General features: G+C 42.8%; 17 protein-coding genes. 10 read left to right on the top strand and 7 right to left on the bottom strand.

The genetic code is table 11. The features are described 5' to 3' along the window. Window positions 1-106 precede the first annotated feature (106 nt). From KAI36_RS26685 to KAI36_RS26665, 5 genes are all read left to right on the top strand, one after another. Window positions 107-1,891 (top strand): M3 family oligoendopeptidase, encoded by a 1,785-nt coding sequence (locus tag KAI36_RS26685; protein WP_220026484.1) that lies wholly within the window; start codon window positions 107-109, stop codon window positions 1,889-1,891. 186 nt (window positions 1,892-2,077) lie between these two features. Next, window positions 2,078-5,194, top strand: a complete 3,117-nt coding sequence (locus KAI36_RS26680; protein WP_220026483.1) for a DEAD/DEAH box helicase — start codon at window positions 2,078-2,080, stop codon at window positions 5,192-5,194. A 226-nt stretch (window positions 5,195-5,420) separates the two neighbouring features. Beyond that, complete coding sequence (locus tag KAI36_RS26675) at window positions 5,421-7,385, top strand: elongation factor G (RefSeq protein WP_220026482.1); 1,965 nt, start codon at window positions 5,421-5,423, stop codon at window positions 7,383-7,385. Window positions 7,386-7,652: 267 nt separating this feature from the next. Then, the gene (locus KAI36_RS26670; protein WP_220026481.1) at window positions 7,653-8,213 is read left to right on the top strand and encodes a DUF4303 domain-containing protein; all 561 of its coding nucleotides are present in this window, start codon (window positions 7,653-7,655) and stop codon (window positions 8,211-8,213) included. A 142-nt stretch (window positions 8,214-8,355) separates the two neighbouring features. Further along, a complete protein-coding gene (locus tag KAI36_RS26665) occupies window positions 8,356-8,883 on the top strand; it encodes a hypothetical protein (RefSeq protein WP_220026480.1) in 528 nt (175 codons plus the stop codon). Between the two features lie 67 nt (window positions 8,884-8,950). Here KAI36_RS26665 and KAI36_RS26660 read toward each other — a convergent pair whose 3' ends face one another. Continuing rightward, window positions 8,951-9,331, bottom strand: a complete 381-nt coding sequence (locus tag KAI36_RS26660; RefSeq protein ID WP_220026479.1) for a hypothetical protein — start codon at window positions 9,329-9,331, stop codon at window positions 8,951-8,953. Window positions 9,332-9,607: 276 nt separating this feature from the next. On the opposite strand from KAI36_RS26660, the gene KAI36_RS26655 reads away from it, so the two are divergent. Both KAI36_RS26655 and KAI36_RS26650 read left to right on the top strand, forming a co-directional pair. Then, window positions 9,608-10,942 (top strand): SMI1/KNR4 family protein, encoded by a 1,335-nt coding sequence (locus tag KAI36_RS26655; protein WP_220026478.1) that lies wholly within the window; start codon window positions 9,608-9,610, stop codon window positions 10,940-10,942. Between the two features lie 164 nt (window positions 10,943-11,106). Then, window positions 11,107-11,709: a class I SAM-dependent methyltransferase gene (locus tag KAI36_RS26650; protein WP_220026477.1), complete on the top strand. Its 603-nt coding sequence runs from the start codon at window positions 11,107-11,109 to the stop codon at window positions 11,707-11,709. A gap of 136 nt (window positions 11,710-11,845) precedes the next feature. Here KAI36_RS26650 and KAI36_RS26645 read toward each other — a convergent pair whose 3' ends face one another. Together KAI36_RS26645 and KAI36_RS26640 are read right to left on the bottom strand one after the other, a co-directional pair. Continuing rightward, window positions 11,846-13,267 carry an MDR family MFS transporter gene (locus KAI36_RS26645; RefSeq protein ID WP_220026476.1) on the bottom strand — a complete coding sequence of 474 codons (1,422 nt, stop codon included), beginning with the start codon at window positions 13,265-13,267 and terminating at the stop codon, window positions 11,846-11,848. 316 nt (window positions 13,268-13,583) lie between these two features. Next, window positions 13,584-13,823, bottom strand: coding sequence for a hypothetical protein (locus KAI36_RS26640; RefSeq protein ID WP_025722834.1), 240 nt, complete (start codon window positions 13,821-13,823; stop codon window positions 13,584-13,586). 312 nt (window positions 13,824-14,135) lie between these two features. Between KAI36_RS26640 and KAI36_RS26635 the strand changes: the two genes are divergently transcribed. After that, window positions 14,136-14,672, top strand: a complete 537-nt coding sequence (locus KAI36_RS26635; protein WP_220026475.1) for a YceI family protein — start codon at window positions 14,136-14,138, stop codon at window positions 14,670-14,672. A gap of 77 nt (window positions 14,673-14,749) precedes the next feature. Here KAI36_RS26635 and KAI36_RS26630 read toward each other — a convergent pair whose 3' ends face one another. Next, complete coding sequence (locus KAI36_RS26630; RefSeq protein WP_220026474.1) at window positions 14,750-15,427, bottom strand: TetR/AcrR family transcriptional regulator; 678 nt, start codon at window positions 15,425-15,427, stop codon at window positions 14,750-14,752. A 287-nt stretch (window positions 15,428-15,714) separates the two neighbouring features. On the opposite strand from KAI36_RS26630, the gene KAI36_RS26625 reads away from it, so the two are divergent. Both KAI36_RS26625 and KAI36_RS26620 read left to right on the top strand, forming a co-directional pair. Further along, window positions 15,715-17,421, top strand: coding sequence for a CocE/NonD family hydrolase (locus tag KAI36_RS26625; RefSeq protein ID WP_220026473.1), 1,707 nt, complete (start codon window positions 15,715-15,717; stop codon window positions 17,419-17,421). 179 nt (window positions 17,422-17,600) lie between these two features. Further along, window positions 17,601-18,062, top strand: coding sequence for a hypothetical protein (locus tag KAI36_RS26620; protein ID WP_023991087.1), 462 nt, complete (start codon window positions 17,601-17,603; stop codon window positions 18,060-18,062). Between the two features lie 76 nt (window positions 18,063-18,138). Here KAI36_RS26620 and KAI36_RS26615 read toward each other — a convergent pair whose 3' ends face one another. The 3 genes from KAI36_RS26615 to KAI36_RS26605 form a co-directional block, all read right to left on the bottom strand. Next, window positions 18,139-19,080: an NAD(P)H-binding protein gene (locus tag KAI36_RS26615; protein ID WP_220026472.1), complete on the bottom strand. Its 942-nt coding sequence runs from the start codon at window positions 19,078-19,080 to the stop codon at window positions 18,139-18,141. Between the two features lie 94 nt (window positions 19,081-19,174). Then, window positions 19,175-20,062 carry a LysR family transcriptional regulator gene (locus tag KAI36_RS26610; protein ID WP_220026471.1) on the bottom strand — a complete coding sequence of 296 codons (888 nt, stop codon included), beginning with the start codon at window positions 20,060-20,062 and terminating at the stop codon, window positions 19,175-19,177. A 120-nt stretch (window positions 20,063-20,182) separates the two neighbouring features. Next, entirely contained in the window at window positions 20,183-21,271 is a 1,089-nt protein-coding gene (locus KAI36_RS26605) for a GntR family transcriptional regulator (protein ID WP_220026470.1), read from the bottom strand. Window positions 21,272-21,342 lie beyond the last annotated feature (71 nt).

Here is a 21,342-nt window from a genome sequence, read left to right as displayed (position 1 = left end):
CGAATTATCCCAATAAAATATAACGCAGCCTGCTATACGTCCGATATGGCCGGTTGCCAGGATACGTATAGCATCGCTTGTGTTTACGATAAGGAGATTAACGGCGATGAACTTAACATGGGACTTGGAGAGTCTGTATTCCTCATTCCAGTCGGAGAAATATCAAAAGGATTATAAGCATGCAGCAGAGCTTGCAGATGAACTTGGTGCGAGAGCAAAGCTTCATTTACACACTCAAGAGAAGGCTGCGATTCTAACGGAAGATTTTCTTAGGCAATATAATGCATTCAGGAGCGTGTATCTGTGCTTATTCAGCTATGCAGAACTGGTATTCAGCATTGACAACGGGAATACAGAAGCTGCAAATCAGATGGATGTATTGGAAGAAATGGCCGCGGGTTCCGAAGAAGCTCTAGCAAGTTTCAGCAAATGGCTGGCAAGCATGAGTGGGGAAGAGCTTGATACTATTATTGGCTCGGGTGAGTATGTGGGTCGGCATGCTTTTTATTTGCGTCAGCTGCAGCAGCAGTCAAGGTATTTGCTCAGTGAAGAAGCTGAGGCAGTCATTGCCCGGATGCAGCTTACCGGCGCCAAAGCGTGGGAGAGGCTGTACATGAAGATACAGTCTACCTTGCGTGTAGAGGTGGAGATGAAAGGGGCAGCGCATCAGCTGTCTTTGACGGAGCTGTGCAATCTGGTGTACGACCATGATTCTCAGGTTAGGCAGGCGGCATATGAAGCGGAAGCCAAGGCTTGCCGCAGTGTTGCCGAACAGAGTGCAGCTTGTCTTAATGCGGTGTGTGGAGAGGCGATAGGAATCTATGAGCTAAGAGGGTACAAATCGCCGCTGCATAAAGTACTGGAGACCTCACGTATGGATCAGGAGACGCTGGAAGCAATGCTGCAAGCGATTAAGGAGAGCCTGCCTGCCTTTCATCAGTATTATCTTCACAAAGCAAAGCTTCTGGGCCACGCAGGACCGCTCCCTTTCCATGATATCTTTGCTCCGGTTGGCGAGGATTCTTCCGTCAAATTTAGCTACCCGGAGGCACAAGAGCTTATTGTTGCCGGGTTTAACTCGTTCAGTACAGAACTGGGTGCGTTCGCCCGCAAGGTATTCATCTCCAGATGGATTGATGCGGAGTCACGGGCAGGAAAAGGGAACTTTGGCATGTGCATTGATATCGCACCAATCCAAGAGAGCCGGATTATAACCAGCTTCACCGGGAGCTATATGGATGTTGGTGTACTGGCGCATGAGATTGGTCATGCCTACCATAGCAGCTGTCTTGCCGGAAAGACTATGGTCAATATAGATTATCCGATTCCGATTGCCGAGACGGCGTCGATCTTTTGTGAGGGTCTGATTAATCAAGAGTTACTGCTGAGTGCATCGGAAGGAGAAGTCTTGCCGATCCTGGAGCGGAGTCTCTCGGATGCCGGTTATTATATCGTTGATTTCTATGCCCGTTATCTGTTTGAAAGCCAGCTTTATGAGCATAGGAAATCAGGCTCGCTAACGGTGGAAGAACTGAACAGCCTGATGCAGGATGCCATGTCTGCGGCCTATGGAAGCAGTATTGACCCGGATTCTATTCATTCCTACCAGTGGGTTAGCAAGGCTGGTTATTATATGACAGGCAATGAGTTTCTGAATTTCCCGTATTCGTTCGGGCTGTTGTTCTCTAAAGGGCTATTCGCGCAGTATAAGAAACGTGAAGGCGGATTCGCCGAGCAATTTCAAGCCTTCCTGGCCGCCAGCAGCAGCACCATGGTTGCAGATGCCGGGCAGTTAATGGGTATCGATGTGCGTTCACCAGAGTTCTGGAGAGATGCGCTGGCCTTGATTGGGGAAGATATTCAGCGCTTCGTTGGGCGTTCTGAAAAATAATAACAACAGGAAATGACAAGCATTTAGTAAACCTGAACATGCACAATGTCATTAAGATTAACTCAAAGACAGATCTGGAATAAGAATTTGGTAAGCTCTCTAAGTTGGGGAGCTTTTCTTTTTGTCTTTAGATGACAGGGTGAGAGCTTTATAATAGTAATTACAGATGATAATGGGGGGAGACTCATGAATAAACGGCAAGATATTTTAAATACTTGGATTACGATCGAGCAGTTATCCGAAGGTTCTATTAATAAAAAAGACAAATCGCTAAAGCTCATACATACAATGGAAGAGGATTGGAATCAGTTTTTTTCAGACTTTTTAATGAAGCAAAAAGAACAACAAGATGTATCAGATAAGTTCTTTAAGAAATCGGGCTTAGCATTATATTTCGATATTTTTGATTTTCAAGAAGTTGTTGAACTATTGAGGGAGAAATACAAGATTGCTAAAACCTACGAGGAAGTTAGTAAATCTGACAAATTCACCTTCTCTATCTATTTTGATAACGAATTGAATTTTCTAGCAGACAAATTGTTTTATACAATGAGTGGTTATATCCGCCAACATGGTGAATTACCGAAAGATTTTTTGAAAGTTGAAAACGTATTTAGAGAAGATTTAAACAGCAAATTTGAAGAAGGTTTTCATACCACCATCTCTGAGCTTTTTCATAAATATCATATTTCCACAGAAAATTTCCGCTATGCATTTGTGAAAAACCTGGATAACGGAGATGTAAATCTACATTCGTTCTTTATTGAAGATCTGAACAAAGCAAAGACAATCACTAATAAAAATTTGGATCGATATTTTAATGGCTTTTCGGGACATAGGCACAATCTGGATGGCAATAAAGAGTCCGTTCATTTTAACCCCCGAATTTTCGAGACAACTATTTTACAACCTAAGTTCTATCCGCTCGGGCGGTTCCCAAGTAATCCTGGTTTCGCGCTTTCATTTATGCAGCAGGTTGCGGTGAATCTTGCTTTAAATGATAAAAATGATATTCGTAGTGTCAATGGCCCGCCAGGAACAGGGAAAACAACACTGTTAAAAGATATTTTTGCTGATTTAGTCGTACAACAGGCAACGGAAATTATGCAGCTTTCTGATAAAAGGATTAAAGGGAGTCTGGTTTATTGGAAAGATTTTAAGCTTGGTGTTTTACCACATTCCATTTCAGATAAAAACATTGTTGTTGCAAGTTCAAACAATGGAGCGGTCCAAAATATTGTTAAGGAGTTACCAAAGAAAGAAACGATTGCGGGCGATTTTCAAAAGCTACTAGATGAAGCAGATTATTTTAAAGAGGTTTCCAATTCTAAATTAACCTGTGAAGGTTTTGGACAGAATCGCGAGATTAAAAGTGAGTTTTTACATGAGGAAAATTGGGGTGTGTTCTCGTTAGAGGGCGGCGCGTCAACAAACATGAACAAGTTACTTTTAACCATTGAAGCAATCGAAAAAGATTTAGAGGATCATGATCAAGCGAATACAGGTGAAAGTGTATATCAAGAATTCTCCCGTCTGTATGCTGAATTAAAAATCGAAAGAGATAAAATGCAAGACTATAGCGAGAAAATGTATGCTCTTCGAAAATTAAAAACCAAGCATAAAGAGCAAATGTTTGCATTTGAACAAGAAGAAAAAAAGAAACGAACAGATTTAATCTCACAGGAAGAAGAAGCGAGACGTGAACTAGAAAGACTGGGACAAGAAATTGAAAATCTCCAAGAGGATTGGTCAAATGCTTCTGTTGAGATAGAAAACCTAATTGATCTACAAGCTCAAGCTAAAAGGAATTATGACGTAGTTGCTTCTCAAAAGCCAAGTTTTTTGTGGCTTCAGAAAATATTTAATAAGGCAAAAGTTGAGCAGTACTTCAAAGATCTGAATAATGCGAATGATCATTTAAATGATCTATCTAAACAAAAAACGAAATGGTTAAATGACCGTAGGCGACTCGAAAATAGGTCAAGGGAAAATGTTGCGAAAAGTGAGTATGTTCAAAAACAAACTCAGGACACAAGAGCTAACTTCGATCGATGGATGATCAAACAACAAAATGGTTTTAAAAAAGTGGAACGAGAAATTGTATTGTTAGAAAAACTCAAGTATCAAAGTGGCATTAAGGTACCAGATTTTTCACAATCGTATGATGAGCTGCAAAAGTCTAATCCATGGTTTACAGTGAAATTCCGTAAATTACAATCAGAGCTATTTATTTCAGCTTTAAAAGCTAGAAAGCAATTCCTGTATGAAAACAGAAGGAATTTAAAAGCCGCGAGAAATATTTGGAATAGGCAGTCTGAATACTTGGGAAAAGAGAATGGACAGCAGCTAATTTCAGAATCATGGAATTGGTTGAATTTCACGATCCCCGTTGTCAGCACTACTTTTGCTAGTTTTGGTCGAATGTTTAAAAATCTTAATGAAGATTCAATAGGTAATCTGTTTATAGACGAGGCGGGTCAAGCACTGCCACAAGCTAGTGTGGGTGCCATTTTTAGAAGTAAAAAGGTTATGGTCGTTGGGGATCCATCACAAATAAAACCCGTAATGACGCTAGGTTCAAATGTTTTAACCTTAATTGGAAGACACTATGAAGTCGATGAGAAATTTGTTTCTGCTGATGCGTCTACTCAAACCATTGTGGATGCCACAAGTCAGTATGGTTTCCAAAAAAATGAGGATGAATGGATTGGCATACCCCTTTGGGTACACAGACGCTCGAACTATCCGATGTTTACGATTTCAAATGAAATTTCGTATGAGGGGTTGATGGTACAAGGTAAATCAGCAGATGAGGCACAAGGGAAATCACAATGGTATGATTCAACCGGTAAAGCAAATGATAAATTTGTTAAGGAACAAGCTGACTTATTGAAAAGAATGATTGATAAACGTTTGCAGGAAGATCCGGATTTAGCGGATGAAATCTATGTGATCACCCCATTTAGAAATGTGGCTTATAAGCTTGCCCAGGTTTTAGATGAAATTAAATTCACAAAACGAGAAAACGGGAAGACAACGAATATTGGTACAGTTCATACTTTTCAAGGGAAAGAAGCCAAAGTCGTCTACTTTGTTCTTGGAGCGGACTCTGATAGCAGTGGGGCAGCAAGATGGGCTGTCTCTGATCCCAATATGATGAATGTTGCAGCGACGCGAGCTAAAGAAGAATTTTATGTGATTGGCGATAAGAAATTGTATGCCTCACTCGGTAGTGAAGTGGCAAATAAAACGATGTCAATTATTGACGATTATAACAATAATAAGGTCGGGAATGATGGTTAGGCGAAGTTCTCCAAGTTGGAGTAGATTCGAAGGGAGTTTCCTTTAATAGTATATTAATTATATTTTATAATCTGGAGAAATCACTCAACATAAATGTAACTCGTTGCCTTTATCCTCTGTCTATGAAAAAAGATCCTATCTCAAAACCAACTCCTACCCACTCTCCCGATATCTATGCTTTAATAAAATGAGCAGTATTAACAAGAAGCGTTGAAAGTGGGATTCTATGAAGCGACTAACGATTGGCCTGTTCGCCCATGTGGATGCAGGTAAGACAACTTTTGCGGAACAGCTGCTGTACCATACGAACAGTATCCGGTCGCGGGGGCGGGTGGATCATCAGGATGCGTTTCTGGACAGCCATGACATCGAGCGGGCAAGGGGCATTACGGTGTTCGCAGATCAGGCGGTAATAGAATATAAAGGAGATAGCTATTTCTTAATAGACACGCCCGGACACGTCGATTTCTCCCCGGAGATGGAGCGGGCGATTCAGGTCATTGATTATGCCATCCTGATTGTAAGCGCAGTTGAAGGTGTCCAGGGTCATACGGAGACGGTCTGGCAGCTGCTGCGTAAGCATCGGATTCCGACGTTCTTCTTTATCAACAAGACGGATCGGATCGGCGCGGATGCAGACAGAACCGAGGCGGATATCCGTCAGCAGTTGACGGGGGAAGTATGCTGCATTACACAGAGCTTCGCTGACGGCATAGTCGGCGAGCCGCTGCGGGAGGCCATGGCGGAGCGGGACGAAGCCTTGCTAGAAGCATTCCTGGAGGGGAGAGAGGATTCCGGCTTCTGGCTGGAGACCTTGCAGAGGATGATAGCGGCGGGTCTTCTCTTCCCCTGTGCTTACGGCTCTGCGCTTCAGGATACAGGCATCATTGAATTTCTGGATCAGCTGCATCTACTGGCGACAACCACTTATGACGAGAATGCTTCGTTCCAGGGGCGGGTTTATAAAATTCGGCACGATGCAGGCGGTGCGAGACTCACATTCATTAAGGCGCTGGGTGGTCGGCTGAAGGTGAGAGAACAGCTTAGTTACGAGAGCGACGGGGTTCAATATGATGAAAAAATTACGCGGATCTTCTTGTTTAACGGCGTTAAATCGCAGCCGGTGGAACAAGTAGAAGCTGGCGATTTGTTTGCGGTTGCCGGATTGTCCGCCGCCGAGGCCGGACAAGGCCTAGGGTCGATATCAGACAAGTTAGCTTACGATTCGGAGCCGACGTTACAATCGAAGGTAGTATTCGACAATTCGATACATGTACAGAAGGTGCTCGGTGCTTTTCGCACGCTGGAGGCGGAGGAGCCGTCTCTGAACGTTGTTTGGGATGAGAAATTGCAGGAGATTTCTATCCGCGTCATGGGATTGATTCAACTGGAAGTCCTGGAGCAGCTTGTTAGAGAGCGGTTTGGCTTTGCTATCTCTTTTGGACAACCGGAAATCTTGTATAAGGAAACGATTCAATCTGCTGTGAAAGGGTACGGCCACTTCGAACCGCTCAGGCATTATGCGGAAGTGCATTTGCTGATTGAACCGGGAGCAAGGGGCAACGGCATCATGTTCGATAGCAGATGTCATGCCGATGATCTGAATGTCAGCTATCAGAATCTGATTCGGAATCATCTCTATGAACGGGAGCATCATGGACTGCTGACCGGCATGCCGGTCACCGACGTGAACATTACGCTACTGAGGGGCCGCGCGCATAAAGAACATACCCATGGCGGCGATTTTCGTGAAGCTGCCTTTCGAGCACTACGGCAGGGACTGGAGAAGGCGGACAACGTGCTGCTGGAGCCCTATTACGATTTCAAAATCAAGGTCGCTATCGATGAAATGGGCAGGGTGCTGTCCGATATTCAGCGTGCTTCAGGTATTTTTAATCCACCGCAGACAACCGGAACGCAAGCGGTGGTCACGGGCAGGGTGCCCGTGTCGACTTTCATGAACTACAGTGCCGAATTTGCATCTTTTACGCATGGACGAGGCAGTATCCGCTGCGTGTTCAGCGGCTACGATCGCTGCCATAATACGGAGGAAGTCATAGGGCGGATGGGCTACCGCAAAGGGGCAGACCCACTGTATACCTCCTCCTCTATCTTTTGCGCCAAGGGGGCGGGTTACTCGGTGCCATGGGATGAGGCAGAAGCCAAGATGCACCTTGAATTAGAACCTTGAATGAGCATGCTCTAATGGGGATGAAACTCCAGGTAGGAGAGCGAAAACCCATACCTCAAGTGACGGTAGAAATGTTGTAGTGAATGCAAAATAGTTCAAAAGAGGGTGTCTCAAAGCCGAAAAATAACGGAGAGATACCCTCTTTTATCATGAGGGAGTGAATCGCCCATATTTCCAGGATTCAGGTAGAAAGTAGGTAGATTTAGGACAAACAATTTTTATAATGGAAATAAGATATATATTTTATAGGGCTAAGGGGCGAATGTCATGAAACCGACGCAAGGAATAGAGGCGCTGGCGGCAGAGATTGCCGATGTGGCTAGGACATCCTTTCGTACTCTTTTTGAAAATGGTGAACGTTACTATTACTGCACGCTATTTACTACTGGAGAGGGACATGCGCCAAGCATCTCCGCCTGGTCATGGGAGGCCTTGGAGAGGGAAGCGGCCAGGCAAGGAGACGAAAGCGACACGCCGGGATCAACGATCGCGGAACTCATCAAATGGTCCTATGCCGATTCACCCTATTGTTGTTTCAGGGATGAGAACTTCGATGATGTTAAACAATTGTTTATGAAGCGTCCTTCTATTGCGGAGCTTGAAGCTGACGCATGGAAGCGTGAATTTGATTCGAGGCTGAAGGCCATGGAGCTGGCGATGAAAATGCTCGATGATGAAGGCGTGTTTGCCTTGAATCAACCGCGAGAGGCTGTATGCGTCCTTGTCGAGGTCATGCCGCCGGATGAGATCAATACCGAAATCGCCCTACGTTTGAATCGGGCGGAGTCTCCGGCTATGCAAGCATGGCTGGTGGAAGCGGCGGAGTGAGGGCATTCGCGTTTCTTGAGGGAGATGTTGTAAAATGCCTAATCATCAAGCGATTTTTGGCGTGCGTATGCCCCATTCGCACAAGCAGGCAGCCCGCCCCTGACGTAAACTGAATTATAATCAGTGAGCGAGGTGAACTTCCATGGCACAATCGAAAGAGATGCGTGCACGGGCTAAGAAGTTTCAGGGCCGTCCGGTCTGTGTCACCCTGCACAGCGGAGAGACTTACGTCGGCTACATCACCGACGTTAATCGCGGCGGCTTGACACTTGCCAGTGCTGGAGCTCCCCCACGCGCTTCTTCCGGGAGGCAAAATTCCCGATCTCTCAAACGCAGAGCCAGTTCGCATGCCTCGGGCGTCCGTCTCAGCAACCGGAAAAGCGGCGCACGTAAACCGTCTGGCCGTTCGCGCTCCCGTAAGCCGGACGCCAAGGTGTCGGCATTCCTGCCGATGATGGGCTCGCTGTTAGGCGGCCTTGGCGGCTCCACTGCAGGTGCAGGAGGGCTTGGCGGTATGCTCGGCGGCGGCTTGCGGCTGTTCGGCATGATCCAGAAATTTGTCCCGGTCGTGAAGATGGGCTACGGCATGATCAAGTCCATTCGCCCGTTTCTCGGCGCCGTTAAAGGCTTGATGCCCTCGGCCAGTCCGGCCACGCCGGATAACGAATAATCGTATATCTATGAACTTTAAGCTCCCTTTGAGTGGTCAAAGGGGGCTAGTCCACAAACCATTATCACTACCACTGTCTAACCCAAATCGGTTTTAACTTGGAATAGCCCATTTCCTTTAGTAAATCCCAGGCATTATCCAGAACGTGAGGCTTCCCCTGGACCCAAATTTCTTGTCGTTTTGCCATCAAGTAAGAGATGATTTCAGCAATATGTTTGGGTTTACCTAGATGGAGGACAGTTTCTATTTCATTATTTTGGGCTGAAATGTCATAAAAGGACCAAAAAGTATGAGGCTCTTCTTCAGGAGGATTCGCCTGAAAGATGAGCGTGATTTTGATGTTTTTATTCTCTTTCGGAGATAGGTTTAGGATGAAGCGAGACCCGCCTGAGTACCAATAAACGAAGGCATAACCGTCGACTGTAATATTTCTTAATTGGCTTTTCATTACTTTCTCCCTCACTATATGTTGTTTAAAATGAGCTGCGTTTGATGAGTTTAATTAAATAATTATGTCGTTAATTTCCATGAAATGAGGAGTGGCTTACATGAATAACAAGGTGATTATAGTCTAATCCACATATAGGTTCCATTCATATGGATTTTTCCTGTGGTACTCTAGATACATATCATTTTAAAGAGGTATGACCCATAGAAAAAATAATAAAATTACTGGATAAGCAAACAAAGGAAACCTGGCTATGGTCAACAGGAGGGTTCAAATATGTGGTTTGGGAAGAAAGAAACGCAACTGGATCGAATAAAAAACAAACTGAGTCAAGCCATGCGCAAAGACGCGGATTTCTCGGTGTTTGGAGCATCCTCACATCAATATAGGGTTAAAGAGAAGCTTACAGCAAAAGAGCTGGCGGACTGGCAAGCCCACAATCAGGTCACACTTCCTGAGCCTTATGCGCAATTTTTAACGAAAATCGGCAACGGTGGTGCTGGCCCCTACTATGGAATTTATTCAATTGAAAAGGCAACTTCCTACACCGAGCGCCAGGCGCTCCTTGCCAAATCCGTTCTGCATCCCGGGATGACCAAAGAGGAATGGAACCATCTAATTGAGCCCCTGACCAAGGATGAGGACATTTCCGATGAGGAATACGACGACACCTGTAATAAGGTGTTGGGCGGTATGTTGTGCATAGGCACCCAAGGCTGCGAATATGATATGTATCTCGTACTTAAAGGGAAATACAGGGGGAGAATTGTGTACACCTCCGATTTTCATCCCGATCATCCTTTTTTCTTTGTCTATGAAGACAGCTTTCTGGACTGGTACGAGCATTGGCTGGATGAAATTATTCTGGATTATGATATCGGGTGGTTTGGCAGTCGAATGCCGGGTGATGAGAATGCGCTGATCCAGATTTATCAGAGCGCTCCAAACGAAGAAATCCAAGCAAAAGCGCTTGATGGAATGTTCAAGTTTAAGAAAGTCTCTCAGCCAACCCTTGCTTTTTTGAAAAATATTGCGGAGCAAAGCCCAAAAAATCGGACCACAGCCATTTGGCTCATCTGCAAAACTTCTTTTGACGCGGGTAGAAAATATCTTCTGGAGCTGTTGCAATCGGATGAACATGAGGATTTTCTGCAAGCTTTACAGATTCTGCACGCTTCCAGTAAAACTGAGGATTTAACGGAGTTTATCCAAGTGATCTTGCAAAGGCTTGACAGGATTCACGACCCGGAAACGTTGCGTTATGCAGGGTATATCTTGGAAGATTACGGTGCGATTACTCTCCAGAACTTTGCGCCTTTCTTGTGTCACGCTGACCCGAAAATGCAGACCACTGCCATCTATGCCGCGCGCAGTTGCGAAAACAAGCAGGGAAGCTGGCAGATCATTGAACAGATGTTGATGGGGGGCGGCCCGCAGGTTCTGAATAACTCGATTTTATACTGGGGCATTATTCCACATGAGAAGTTGCTGCCTTACTATAAGGCGGTATGGCCGAAATATAAAAGCAATCCGAATTTCAGAGAAAAATTTATCGGTTGTTTGCGAGAACTGCATTTGCCAGATGATTATTTCGACAAAGACGAATCGTAATGAAGGTGTACATGAACCACCCCAAGGTTGTCTCCTCCATTCATACAGAGGTTTTGTTTTTCCATAAGCACTAATAAGAAAGTGGACTAAATGCTAATGCTTGATAGAATATCATTCTATATTGTTGTATTCAGGATTTTATTAAGGCAGATTGGAGAGGTAAAATGGGAAATACGGATAAGTTTGAAATGATAGCTAATGTATATGACACTTCTGAAAGAATTCAGATTGCAAAGGCATCATCTGATGCCATTCGTGAATATGTAGTTGACGCTAATAGTAAGAATGCTATTGATTTTGGGTGTGGAACGGGTCTTGTCGGAATGAACTTGTTAAACGATTTTAATTCTATGCTTTTTCTGGATACTTCACAAAACATGATTAATCAAATAAAACAAAAAATTACTGATTTTAATATTCAGAATGCAGATACAATATGCTTTGATTTTGAAAAGGAAGGTCTATCGGATCTTCATGCTGACTATATCTTTATGGCTCAGGTTCTGCTCCATATTCATGATGTTGAATTCGTTTTATCCAGATTATTTGATGTTCTAAATGAAGGAGGACATTTACTAATTGTAGATTTTAATAAAAATGAAAAAGTAGTTTCAGATATAGTTCATAACGGATTTAATCAAGAAGAGCTGGCTGACATTATGACTAAAATAGGTTATAGAGATATTCAATCCAAAACTTTTTATAATGGAAGTAAAATATTCATGGGACAAGATGCATCTATGTTTATTCTTGATTCTCGAAAATAAACTTTTAGGCAGAAATCAGCTCTCCTTATAGTCGGGATTCTAAGGTACAACGCAATAAAAGGCCGCCCCTTATGAGACAGCCCCATGCTTCTTGTACGGTGTTAAACTTATGATTCAATCTGTGCCTAGTAATGAATTAATTATGTTCAGGTGGCTTTTTTATAAACCAACCCAGCACCAGAATAAGTATTGCCAGAATAAATTCAATCCAAAAAACTGTTTGTAGACCGGAAACCATGCTTTGTGTCTTCTCATGCATCGCAGTGGGATTGAGCGAATGGTGAAGATAACGATTGGCTCCAGACGACATGATGCCGACGAACAATGCGATGCCAATTCCCCCTGCAATCTGTTGGAGCGTATTGTATATGGCTGTGCCATGAGAAACCAGGTGACGTGGAAGTTGATTTAATCCTGTCGTCTGAGCCGGCATGACGACGAACGACATGCCTAAGAATAAGAGGATATGATTGAAGAGAACGGAACCTTGTGTTGTATCACTGTCGATGCCGGTAAACAGCCACAACGATATGGCGATCAGGAACAGTCCGGGCACAATTACGAGTCTCGGCCCGAATTTATCGAGTAATCTCCCCGATACCGGCATCAGCATTCCGTTCAAAATGCTACCTGGCATTAGAAGTAAGCCTGTCGCGAATGCGGTCAACTTCATCACATCCTGCATATAGAACGGCAGCAATGTTGTTGTGGCGAATAGAACCATCATCAGAATTACAATCAATACCGCAACCAGAGAAAAAGTGGAATGCCGGAATACGGAAAGATCGATCAACGGCTCTTTGATCTTAAGCTGGCGCCATACAAGCAAGAGCAAGAAAAGGCTACCTATTGCAATCGATCCGTAACCTTCTGGCTCAAGAGAGACACTTGTTTGGCTGAAGCCATAGGTGACGCAGCCGAAACCGACGGTTGACATCACAATGGATACAAGATCGACCCTTGGCTTGGTCAGTTCTGTCACATTCTTTAAGTAAATGAATGCATAAGTCATCGAAAACAGTGCGACAGGAATCACCATGTAGAACAGCCATCGCCATTGAAAGGTATCGATAATTAAGCCAGACAAAGCCGGCCCGATGACAGGGGCGACCATGATGACCAGCCCCATGAGACCCATGGCGGCACCCCGGCGTTCTGGAGGATAGAGGGCGAGAATCGTATTCATCATCAACGGGATCAATAATCCTGTCCCGCAAGCCTGAACAACCCTGCCCATCAGCAAGATTCCGAATCCCGGGGATACTGCACACAAGCAGGTACCGGTCAAAAATAACGCCATCGCAGACATAAACATCTGGCGAGTCGTGAACCATTGCTGTAGTAATGCGGTCACCGGCACCAGTACGCCGATCACGAGCATATAACCCGTCGATAACCATTGTATGGTCGAAGCAGCAACGTTAAATTCTCTCATCAACGCAGGAAACGCATTGGTAAGTAAATTTTCGTTAAGAAACGCGACAAATGTACCGATGAGTAGAGCGGTTAATATTGCCCCTCTCTTCATTCCTCTTGCATCTTGAGCCTGATTGTCCATCTTCTACCTCCCGATTGTTCATTAAGTTCCGTCCATTGTTTGTATATCGCTTATCCCGCAACGCCTGAAGATCATTCTACGTGAAGTGGGGTGAATTGGAAAAAGCGAAATTGCTCAGCATACTCGGAAATTCATTCATATTTCGAAAGCATAAGGGGGGCTCCTCCACGGTGTCGCTCATTCGCGCATTATTTCTTGACAAGATGAGGTTAGGGGATTATGATAACGTGCCGGTCAACTCTACAAGGCAAATAGAATCAAAAAGGCTGACTTTTCGTAGTGCCTTGGCACCGGAATCGTCAGCCTATCGTGCAGATTATCCTACACCATCACTTTCTAACAAAGAATAAAAATTATCACGGTCTTGGTCATCAAATTTGCCAAGTGTCCGTACCCTAACAAATTCATGTCCGCCATACATGTCTATTTCCTCACCGTACCTATTGTAGAGCGCGATCATATTGCCATCCTGATTCAACTCCAAGTACCCGTAACATTTTGCTTCAGGTGCTTCACCGTAAAAGAGCATAAATTTGATTTTGATCACTCTGTGCATGCAGATCCTCCCTTCCTGTCTTTCGTATTGGCTTTGAATATATACAGTATTCTCCATAAAATGTCAACGGATAAGTTTAGAGTATCAGTCTTCAGATGATCGATACCTGCGAGCTTCACCTTCGATTTAATTATGACGTCGCGGAGCTTGAACATTTCGAAATCGGATATACGAGGAAGCCGAAAAAATGCTAAAACGCTACTGACATCCCGTTGTCAGTAGCGTTTTTGTATATTAGGAGCATGCGAATAGCGCAGTGTTTTGGAGATAGGGTGACCTTTCTCAAATCTTACCATAGAGGTGGAATTTATTATGAGCAATATCAATTGGGAAGTGGATCGGGACCACAGCTCCGTCGAGTTTTCGGTGACGCATTTAATGATTAATAGAATCAAAGGAGTATTCGAGCATTTCCAAGCGATCTTGAGTTTTGACCCCAACGATTTAACAACCATGGGTATTCAGGCTTCCATAGATGCAAATAGTATCACAACTCGCCAATCGCAACGAGATGAGCACCTGAAGAGCGACGACTTCCTTCATGCAGCCAAGTATCCAACCATTACGTTTCAAAGCACCAGCTGCGTCCTTGCTGGCGAAAGGCAATATGAACTTGCGGGCAATCTAACTTTGCATGGAGTAACAAAACCCATCACTTTTCATACCGTTTTTGAAGGACTAAACAAAGACCCTCGCGGCCGGGAACGTGTAGGATTTCATTCAACAGCCAGTATCGAACGCAATGAATTTGGCTTGACATTCAACTCGCATCTGGAAAAAGGCGGGATTGTTGTCGGGAATGAAGTGAGAATCGAACTTTATATCGAGGCAATTAAAATAGTAGATTAGCGGTCCTAAAGGCCATCCTTTTATCGGGATGGTCCTTATTCAAAAACTTGCCGCTACAAAAAGATGCCTTGGCGGCCTCATGTTGAGCCTTCCAAGCCTCCATCCGATTGATCTGGCTTGTAGCATAGCTTGGGGGGGATAGTTTTATCAACCTGCGTTATCCGACAATACATGGCCATTCCTTCTTTGGTTAGATGAGGCAGTATAAGGCTCCATAGGATGGACAAGATGTTTTTTGGATTTGTAAGAAATTTTTGGAGAAGAATTATTTCCTGTGTGCCATACATATTTATCGATAGTAAAGAAATAGACAAATCTTCATATTGCCCGGCATATAATTCTTCTTTCATAATTCCTTTATTAACAAACCCCTTAAATATGTTGGTAAAAAGCGTATAGAAATCATTAACAACCTTAATTTGCATTTTAGCTATCTCCGGATACAACTTAGGCAATTCTGTAAAACTGGAAAAATAAAAGAAATATTTTTTACGGAATGCATTAAGAATTAAAAACTGTTGATTCAGCCCTTCGATAGAAACCTCCGCTGAGAAATTTAAGTTTTGGTATTCTTCATACTGCATTGCCATAACACCAATCATAAGATCATGTTTTTTTTTGAAATAGTATGTCAAATTACCAGGACTTATATTTAACGCATCGGAAATATCCCTCAATGTTACATATGCATATCCTTTTTTATTAAATAATTCAATTGAAGTCTCAAGGATCTTATCCCTTAAATTAATATCCATTTCTATCTCCTTTAGAGCGTTTGTGCTATGCACTTGAAATCAAAAGCATTATATCATAAATTGTTCCTTCAAGCCGAAATAAGTAGCTTGATTAAGAATACGGAAGAATTCGAGAGATAATTTGCGAAAATCCTCAGCCAAGAGTGCCATTCCCCATAAAGACCAGAGTTGAGTTGCTGTATTTGCAGGAATATACTGATTTTAGTACACGTGTACTAAAACTTTACAGAAGCACGCTGCTTATTGATTGACTGGTTTGAAGAAAAACTATCAAATGGAGGCAAGCTATGAATCCATTACCTATCGACATTAACGAAAGAAGTAATCACTTTTATGAACTTACTTGGAAAGAAGTACAGATTCCTATGAGAGACGGGAATTATCTCGCTGCAAATCTTTATCAGCCTAATGTGGATGGGAGTTTTCCAGTAATCATGACGATGTGTCCGTATGGAAAGGATCTGCATTTCTCGCAATTTGCTCCGGCTAATCCAACGATCGCAATAGAATATACACACTCGCAGGATAAAGGGCCCTTAATTAGTTGGGAAACACCAAATCCTGAATTTTGGGTGCCGCAAGGCTATATTGTCTTGCGAGTAGATGAACGTGGTATCGGTAATTCTCCAGGAAAGCTGGATATATTATCAAATTCTTTGAAGAAAGATTATTATGATGCAATCGAATGGGCTGGAACGCAACCATGGAGCAATGGAAAGATAGGACTGCTGGGCATCTCCTATTTGGCTATGAGTCAATGGGCTGTGGCATCCGAACAACCTCCTCATTTAGCTTGCATCATACCTTGGGAAGGTACAGTAGATTATTATGCAGAATTCTGTTATCCGGGCGGAATCCAGGCGAACGGTTTTCTTTCATTCTGGTGGAAGAACGGAGTTTTGGCGCATCAATACAATCCCGATGGAAAATTCTCGGAAGAACAATTGCAAGCCAATCGCACTGATTTCCCGGAGATGGTAAAAAACAATCCATTACGTGATCAATCGTGGACGAATCGATTTTCTGATTTGAGTAAAGTAGAGGTGCCTTTATTATCCGCAAGCAACTGGTTTAGCGCCGGAATGCATACCCGTGGAAATTTCCTGGGTTTTCAGAATGCGGTATCAGAGCACAAGTGGCTTGAAGTACATATCGGGAGCCATGTTGGTGCATTTTACACCGCTCAGGGTCGGGAACTGCAGAAAAAATTTCTGGATTATTGGCTTAAAGGAATCGATACTGGCATAATGAGAGAACCGAAAGTGAAGCTTGCCATTCCTCGCGGAGGCAATAACTACACATGGCGCTACGAGAACGAGTATCCGCTTAAGCGCACCCAATGGACCCGCTTTTACCTTGATGCAAGCTCGAATCTGCTTTCGCAAGAGCCTCCGCAAGCCAAGGCCCAGCTTTGCTATGAAGGCGATAAGGAGTGCGAGTCAAAGCACTGGGCGAAGCCTTTTATGGTGAAAGAATTCTCGAGAGAGGAAAACAATTCAAAGCGTGTTCTGTTTGAAACCGATCTGTTTGATAACGAAACAGAAATTCTTGGGCCTATCAAACTCCGTTTGTGGGCATCGTCAACTACAGATGATATGGACATTTTCGTATCTTTGCGAAATATTGACTCACTAGGCAATGAGGTCGTTAACTCAGGAGCACTAACAGAGAAATTCCCAATTAGCCAGGGCTGGCTGCGCGCTTCCTTACGTAAAACTGATGATGAATTATCTACGGAGTATAAGCCTTATTACACCTTCGATGAGTTTCAAAAGCTGGTTCCAGGAGAAGTCTATTGCTTGGATATTGAGATATGGGATAGCGCAATTGTTGTAGCTAAAGGAAACCGATTGCTCCTGGAAATTGGAAGCCAGAATCAAAGTGGCTGCGCACTGCTGACTCAGACGGGGGGTGACAGGGTTTGGGATGCAGACATTACTCTATATACAGGGGATGAATTTGATTCTTATTTGTTGCTGCCGATCATACCCTAACTGAGTTCAAATTGACATGCTTCCCAACGCCCATGTTCCCTCAGACAGAAGGAAGTTGGAGAGAATATTCCTTTGGATCGGTGACGATTTATGTGTACCAGTAAGTTGTGAGCGCCAGAACCGTACCATAAGTAGCGGCAAGTATTTTTGGGCATAATGAGATAAAAGGAGAGATGGAAATGCCCTATATCGTTGATTTTAATAATGTGTCTACGGTCGGTTTAGAGTCTTCACCTGTAGTGGAAGCGCTTGCTGGTTTGCGTGCTAATGAAGCCCGTTACTTTATGAACAAATACAAGCATGAATTTACGGTTGTGTCAGCTAGTGAAAGTCAGGAGACCCTTGATTATGTGAACCGAATTCTGAAAGAACGTGATATTGAGTTTGCGGCCAAACCTTTAGAAACGTCACGTTTTCAAGTGGAAAATATTAAATTTGCTTATGTCTTTTATGAGGATGGTCTTGAGGTCAACGTCATGTATACGGTTGATGACACTAAGAAGCGGGCCGTTGGTTTTAAGCTTTCTGAGGGGATGGAGGTACCAAAGGAGCTAGAAGGGAAGTTTAAGTTTGCTAGGCAGAAGTCAAAACTAGCTGGAACAATTCGGGGTTCGTTTTTTGTAATTAAAGGAGAATACTAAAGTAGGCAAAAGCGCAATTGGAGAAATCGGATGTAAATCAGCTTCCGATCTCTCCGCAACATGATCATGACTTGGATTAATTATCTTTGGAGTGTCGTTCACCCACTTGGTACTCATTCGCATGTTCAAACATATATTTCACTGTTACGGGATCTTGGCCCGTCAGCTTCTTAAAGTCGTCCGTAAATATATCCATTTTTCCTAAGCGAATAGCTTGTCCAAAGGTAACCATACCTTCAGAAGAGAAGGGGGCTTCGGAGTCCTCCGCAAATTTGCCATCCGTTGTTCTGGGAACACCCATGGCATCAAATATGGCGTAGTTTTCTTCATCCGTGATCTGCTTGTAAGTAATATGATGATCCGTTACTTCATTTCCAATCTCAATAAAGTCGGACATTGTTATTAATTCAGGACCATTTATATTTAATATCGCCTCATGATAATTGCTTGCTGCTAATGCATAAGCGACAGCTTTGGCACAATCTTTCCGTGAGATATAGGCCATCTTGCCGTCACCCTGATTATTTTTCAACACGCCGTCAGACTTCACATAGGTGAAGTAATTGGTAACCATGGCTTCCGCATATTGCGAATTACGCAGGAAAATATAATCTAACCCGACACTTTTGATATAATCTTCCGTATAGACGTGGTCCAGTTTTTCAATACTTGGATTGGATTCATCCGCCGCGTTAACCAATGAAGTATAGATGATTTGTTTTACTCCAGCTTCTTTCGCCGCATCGATCACGTTTTTGTGTGCATTTTGGCGTTTTACCCCCACAAAAGGCATAGAGATTAAAGCAAGCTTATCTGCATTAGCAAAAGCTTCTGCAAGACCATCTATTGCATTGAAATTGGTCACATGTGTTTCAATACCTTGTTCTGCATACTCTTGTAAAGATGCCGGATCATATGCACAAAAAATAATTTGGTCTTTTTCTACTAATTTCAATAAAAATTCAGCTGCTTGTCTGCCCAGATTGCCATCCACACCCGTTAATAATAACTTACCCATGTTTGTCGTCACTCCTTGCTGAAATGATCTACTATACTTATATATTATGTGAAAAAAATAACAAAGTATAATACAAAAAACTTATGGGCTATTGCTAAAACGAATTTTTTATTTGTTGCAGGAATGAGTATAATGCTGGATTAGAATTATTTTTCAAGTAGCCTATTTCGATTTTAAAAGTATGGTGTGAACCTTGTATGGGAATGAGTCGGACCTCTTCTTTCAGGTCAGCAAGATCATAGTTATCTGGGAAAAAGCCAATTAAATTCTCTGTGATGATATAAAACAGCTTTGTTTCGACATCGTCTGCGGTTCTAAGGATGTTGGGCTGGTAACCGTCTTCCATGGCATGTTGAATCATTAAATAATAGGAGTCTCCAATAACCATTGGATTCAGCATGACAAGCGGATACTTATATAATTCTTCCTTTGAGATGGACTCAAAACTGAAGAGGGGATGTTGTTTACTTACAGCCGCGCAGTAGCGTCCACTATATAATGTATGGGTTAGGATTTCTTCTTTCCCTTTAAACTCTGAGTCAAAGGCAATGGCTACGTCATGTATTCCTTTTTGCAGATACTCAGCGATATCCTTTAGCAATACTTTATTTAATTCAAGTTTAATCTTTGGATGATTTTCTTTAAATGAAGGGATGAATTTTAACAAGCTTTGGATATCTGTGATTGCAGCATATTCGATACTTAATAGTTGGGTATTATATTTTTGAAAATTTTCCATACTTGTTTTCATATGATTATATTGCTTCCAGAGCACGACGGCCTCTGCATAAAACAGCCATCCCGCTTTGGTGGGCTCAATCGGAATTTGTTTTCTATCAATTAACTGAATGTTGAACTCATTCTCAAGTGAGGCAATTTGTTGGCTAATCGTAGTTTGCGATACAAAATTCTTCTTTGCTGTTTCTGTGAAGTTACTACATTCAACGAGATCTATAAAATATTTTATCCTTTTTAGATTCATGTTTACCTCCAATTGTATGAAATTTATTATAACTTACGTTCCCGCCATAAATTCAAGCCAGCATACCCTAATATTAATGGCAAACTGGCGGTTCATAATTGGAGGTAATGTGAGCACTATCTACTTCAGTCTCTTCTTTACCGTCTCCCCTTCAATTAATGCAGGTTGATAATAGGTATGGTTGCGTAGATCCTTCTTTCCTTGCAGTTTCTTAATAACCCAATCGGCGGCATCACGTCCCATTTGTTCCTGTGGGTGTGTTAATGTCGTAAGTTTGATGTTTGCATTCTTGGAAATATAGGAATTATCTTGACCAATAATGGATATGTCTTCGGGAACAGATATACCAAGTTGTCTGCATACATGTACAACTTCTAATCCTACCTCGTCGTTATAGCAGACAATTGCGGTTAACCCGTCTCTTTGTTCGGTTAGGAATTTTTTTAAGTTGGCGGACAGGTCCTGCTTCGTCTCTGTATAGAATGAGAGCACTTGCTCTGGGTGAAACCGTAATTTGGCTTCTCCAAGCGCTTTGATATAGCCCTTCATTCGATGCTTTCCTTGTAAATCATCCATTTTGGCAATGATACCAATGTGTGTGTGTCCGTTAGCAATCAATTCTTTTGTTGCCAGATAGCTGGATTGTACATCATCGAGACAAAAGAAAGGAACTTCCAACTCTTCATAATAAGCATTAATCATGATGAACGGAACATCCTGCTCCTTGAACGTCAAATAGTAAGAGATATTGGGATTATATAGATTGCTCTTCGTAGGCTCAATGATCAAGCCATCCACACCAAAGGACAACATCATCTCCAAAGCTTTCTTTTCCTGTGCGACATCATTATTTGTACTAGCTAATAGCAATGAATAATTATCTTCATTCAATCTAGCTTCAATCCCGCGAATAATAGAAGGGAAGATGTAATCGGAAATATAGGTCGTGATGACTCCGATGGTTTTATTACTGGAATTCCCGCCGGTTTTTGATCGGAATTGGTTGCTGACGTAAGTGCCCGATCCTTTTTCACTTCTTAAAAAACCCTCGTTGGATAGTTCTAAAATAGCCTTTCGTACCGTCTGGCGACTAACTTTATACATATCCTGCAAGGCCGATTCCGTTGGAATTTGCTCTCCTACGCTGTATGCTCCTGATAGAATGTTGCTCTTTATATCCTCAAGGATGACCTGATACTTTGGTTTCACTTTATTCCTTCTTTCCTGGTTGTCCTAATACTAATTTACCTACCCATAATATTTGTATGTACATATTTTAG

This window comes from Paenibacillus sp. S02 (genome assembly GCF_019454065.1).
In the GTDB taxonomy this organism is placed as follows: Bacteria; Bacillota; Bacilli; order Paenibacillales; family Paenibacillaceae; genus Paenibacillus; species Paenibacillus polymyxa_B.
Note: the sequence above shows the minus strand (reverse complement) of the source record. Positions and strands in the feature narration are given on the sequence as shown.

What these genes read in the sequence shown, in the direction of transcription:
- KAI36_RS26685 (WP_220026484.1), top strand. Translation starts at nt 107, where the DNA reads ATGAACTTAACATGGGACTTGGAGAGTCTGTATTCCTCATTCCAGTCG.
- KAI36_RS26680 (WP_220026483.1), top strand. Translation starts at nt 2,078, where the DNA reads ATGAATAAACGGCAAGATATTTTAAATACTTGGATTACGATCGAGCAG.
- KAI36_RS26675 (WP_220026482.1), top strand. Translation starts at nt 5,421, where the DNA reads ATGAAGCGACTAACGATTGGCCTGTTCGCCCATGTGGATGCAGGTAAG.
- KAI36_RS26670 (WP_220026481.1), top strand. Translation starts at nt 7,653, where the DNA reads ATGAAACCGACGCAAGGAATAGAGGCGCTGGCGGCAGAGATTGCCGAT.
- KAI36_RS26665 (WP_220026480.1), top strand. Translation starts at nt 8,356, where the DNA reads ATGGCACAATCGAAAGAGATGCGTGCACGGGCTAAGAAGTTTCAGGGC.
- KAI36_RS26660 (WP_220026479.1), bottom strand. Translation starts at nt 9,331, where the DNA reads ATGAAAAGCCAATTAAGAAATATTACAGTCGACGGTTATGCCTTCGTT.
- KAI36_RS26655 (WP_220026478.1), top strand. Translation starts at nt 9,608, where the DNA reads ATGTGGTTTGGGAAGAAAGAAACGCAACTGGATCGAATAAAAAACAAA.
- KAI36_RS26650 (WP_220026477.1), top strand. Translation starts at nt 11,107, where the DNA reads ATGGGAAATACGGATAAGTTTGAAATGATAGCTAATGTATATGACACT.
- KAI36_RS26645 (WP_220026476.1), bottom strand. Translation starts at nt 13,267, where the DNA reads ATGGACAATCAGGCTCAAGATGCAAGAGGAATGAAGAGAGGGGCAATA.
- KAI36_RS26640 (WP_025722834.1), bottom strand. Translation starts at nt 13,823, where the DNA reads ATGCACAGAGTGATCAAAATCAAATTTATGCTCTTTTACGGTGAAGCA.
- KAI36_RS26635 (WP_220026475.1), top strand. Translation starts at nt 14,136, where the DNA reads ATGAGCAATATCAATTGGGAAGTGGATCGGGACCACAGCTCCGTCGAG.
- KAI36_RS26630 (WP_220026474.1), bottom strand. Translation starts at nt 15,427, where the DNA reads ATGGATATTAATTTAAGGGATAAGATCCTTGAGACTTCAATTGAATTA.
- KAI36_RS26625 (WP_220026473.1), top strand. Translation starts at nt 15,715, where the DNA reads ATGAATCCATTACCTATCGACATTAACGAAAGAAGTAATCACTTTTAT.
- KAI36_RS26620 (WP_023991087.1), top strand. Translation starts at nt 17,601, where the DNA reads ATGCCCTATATCGTTGATTTTAATAATGTGTCTACGGTCGGTTTAGAG.
- KAI36_RS26615 (WP_220026472.1), bottom strand. Translation starts at nt 19,080, where the DNA reads ATGGGTAAGTTATTATTAACGGGTGTGGATGGCAATCTGGGCAGACAA.
- KAI36_RS26610 (WP_220026471.1), bottom strand. Translation starts at nt 20,062, where the DNA reads ATGAATCTAAAAAGGATAAAATATTTTATAGATCTCGTTGAATGTAGT.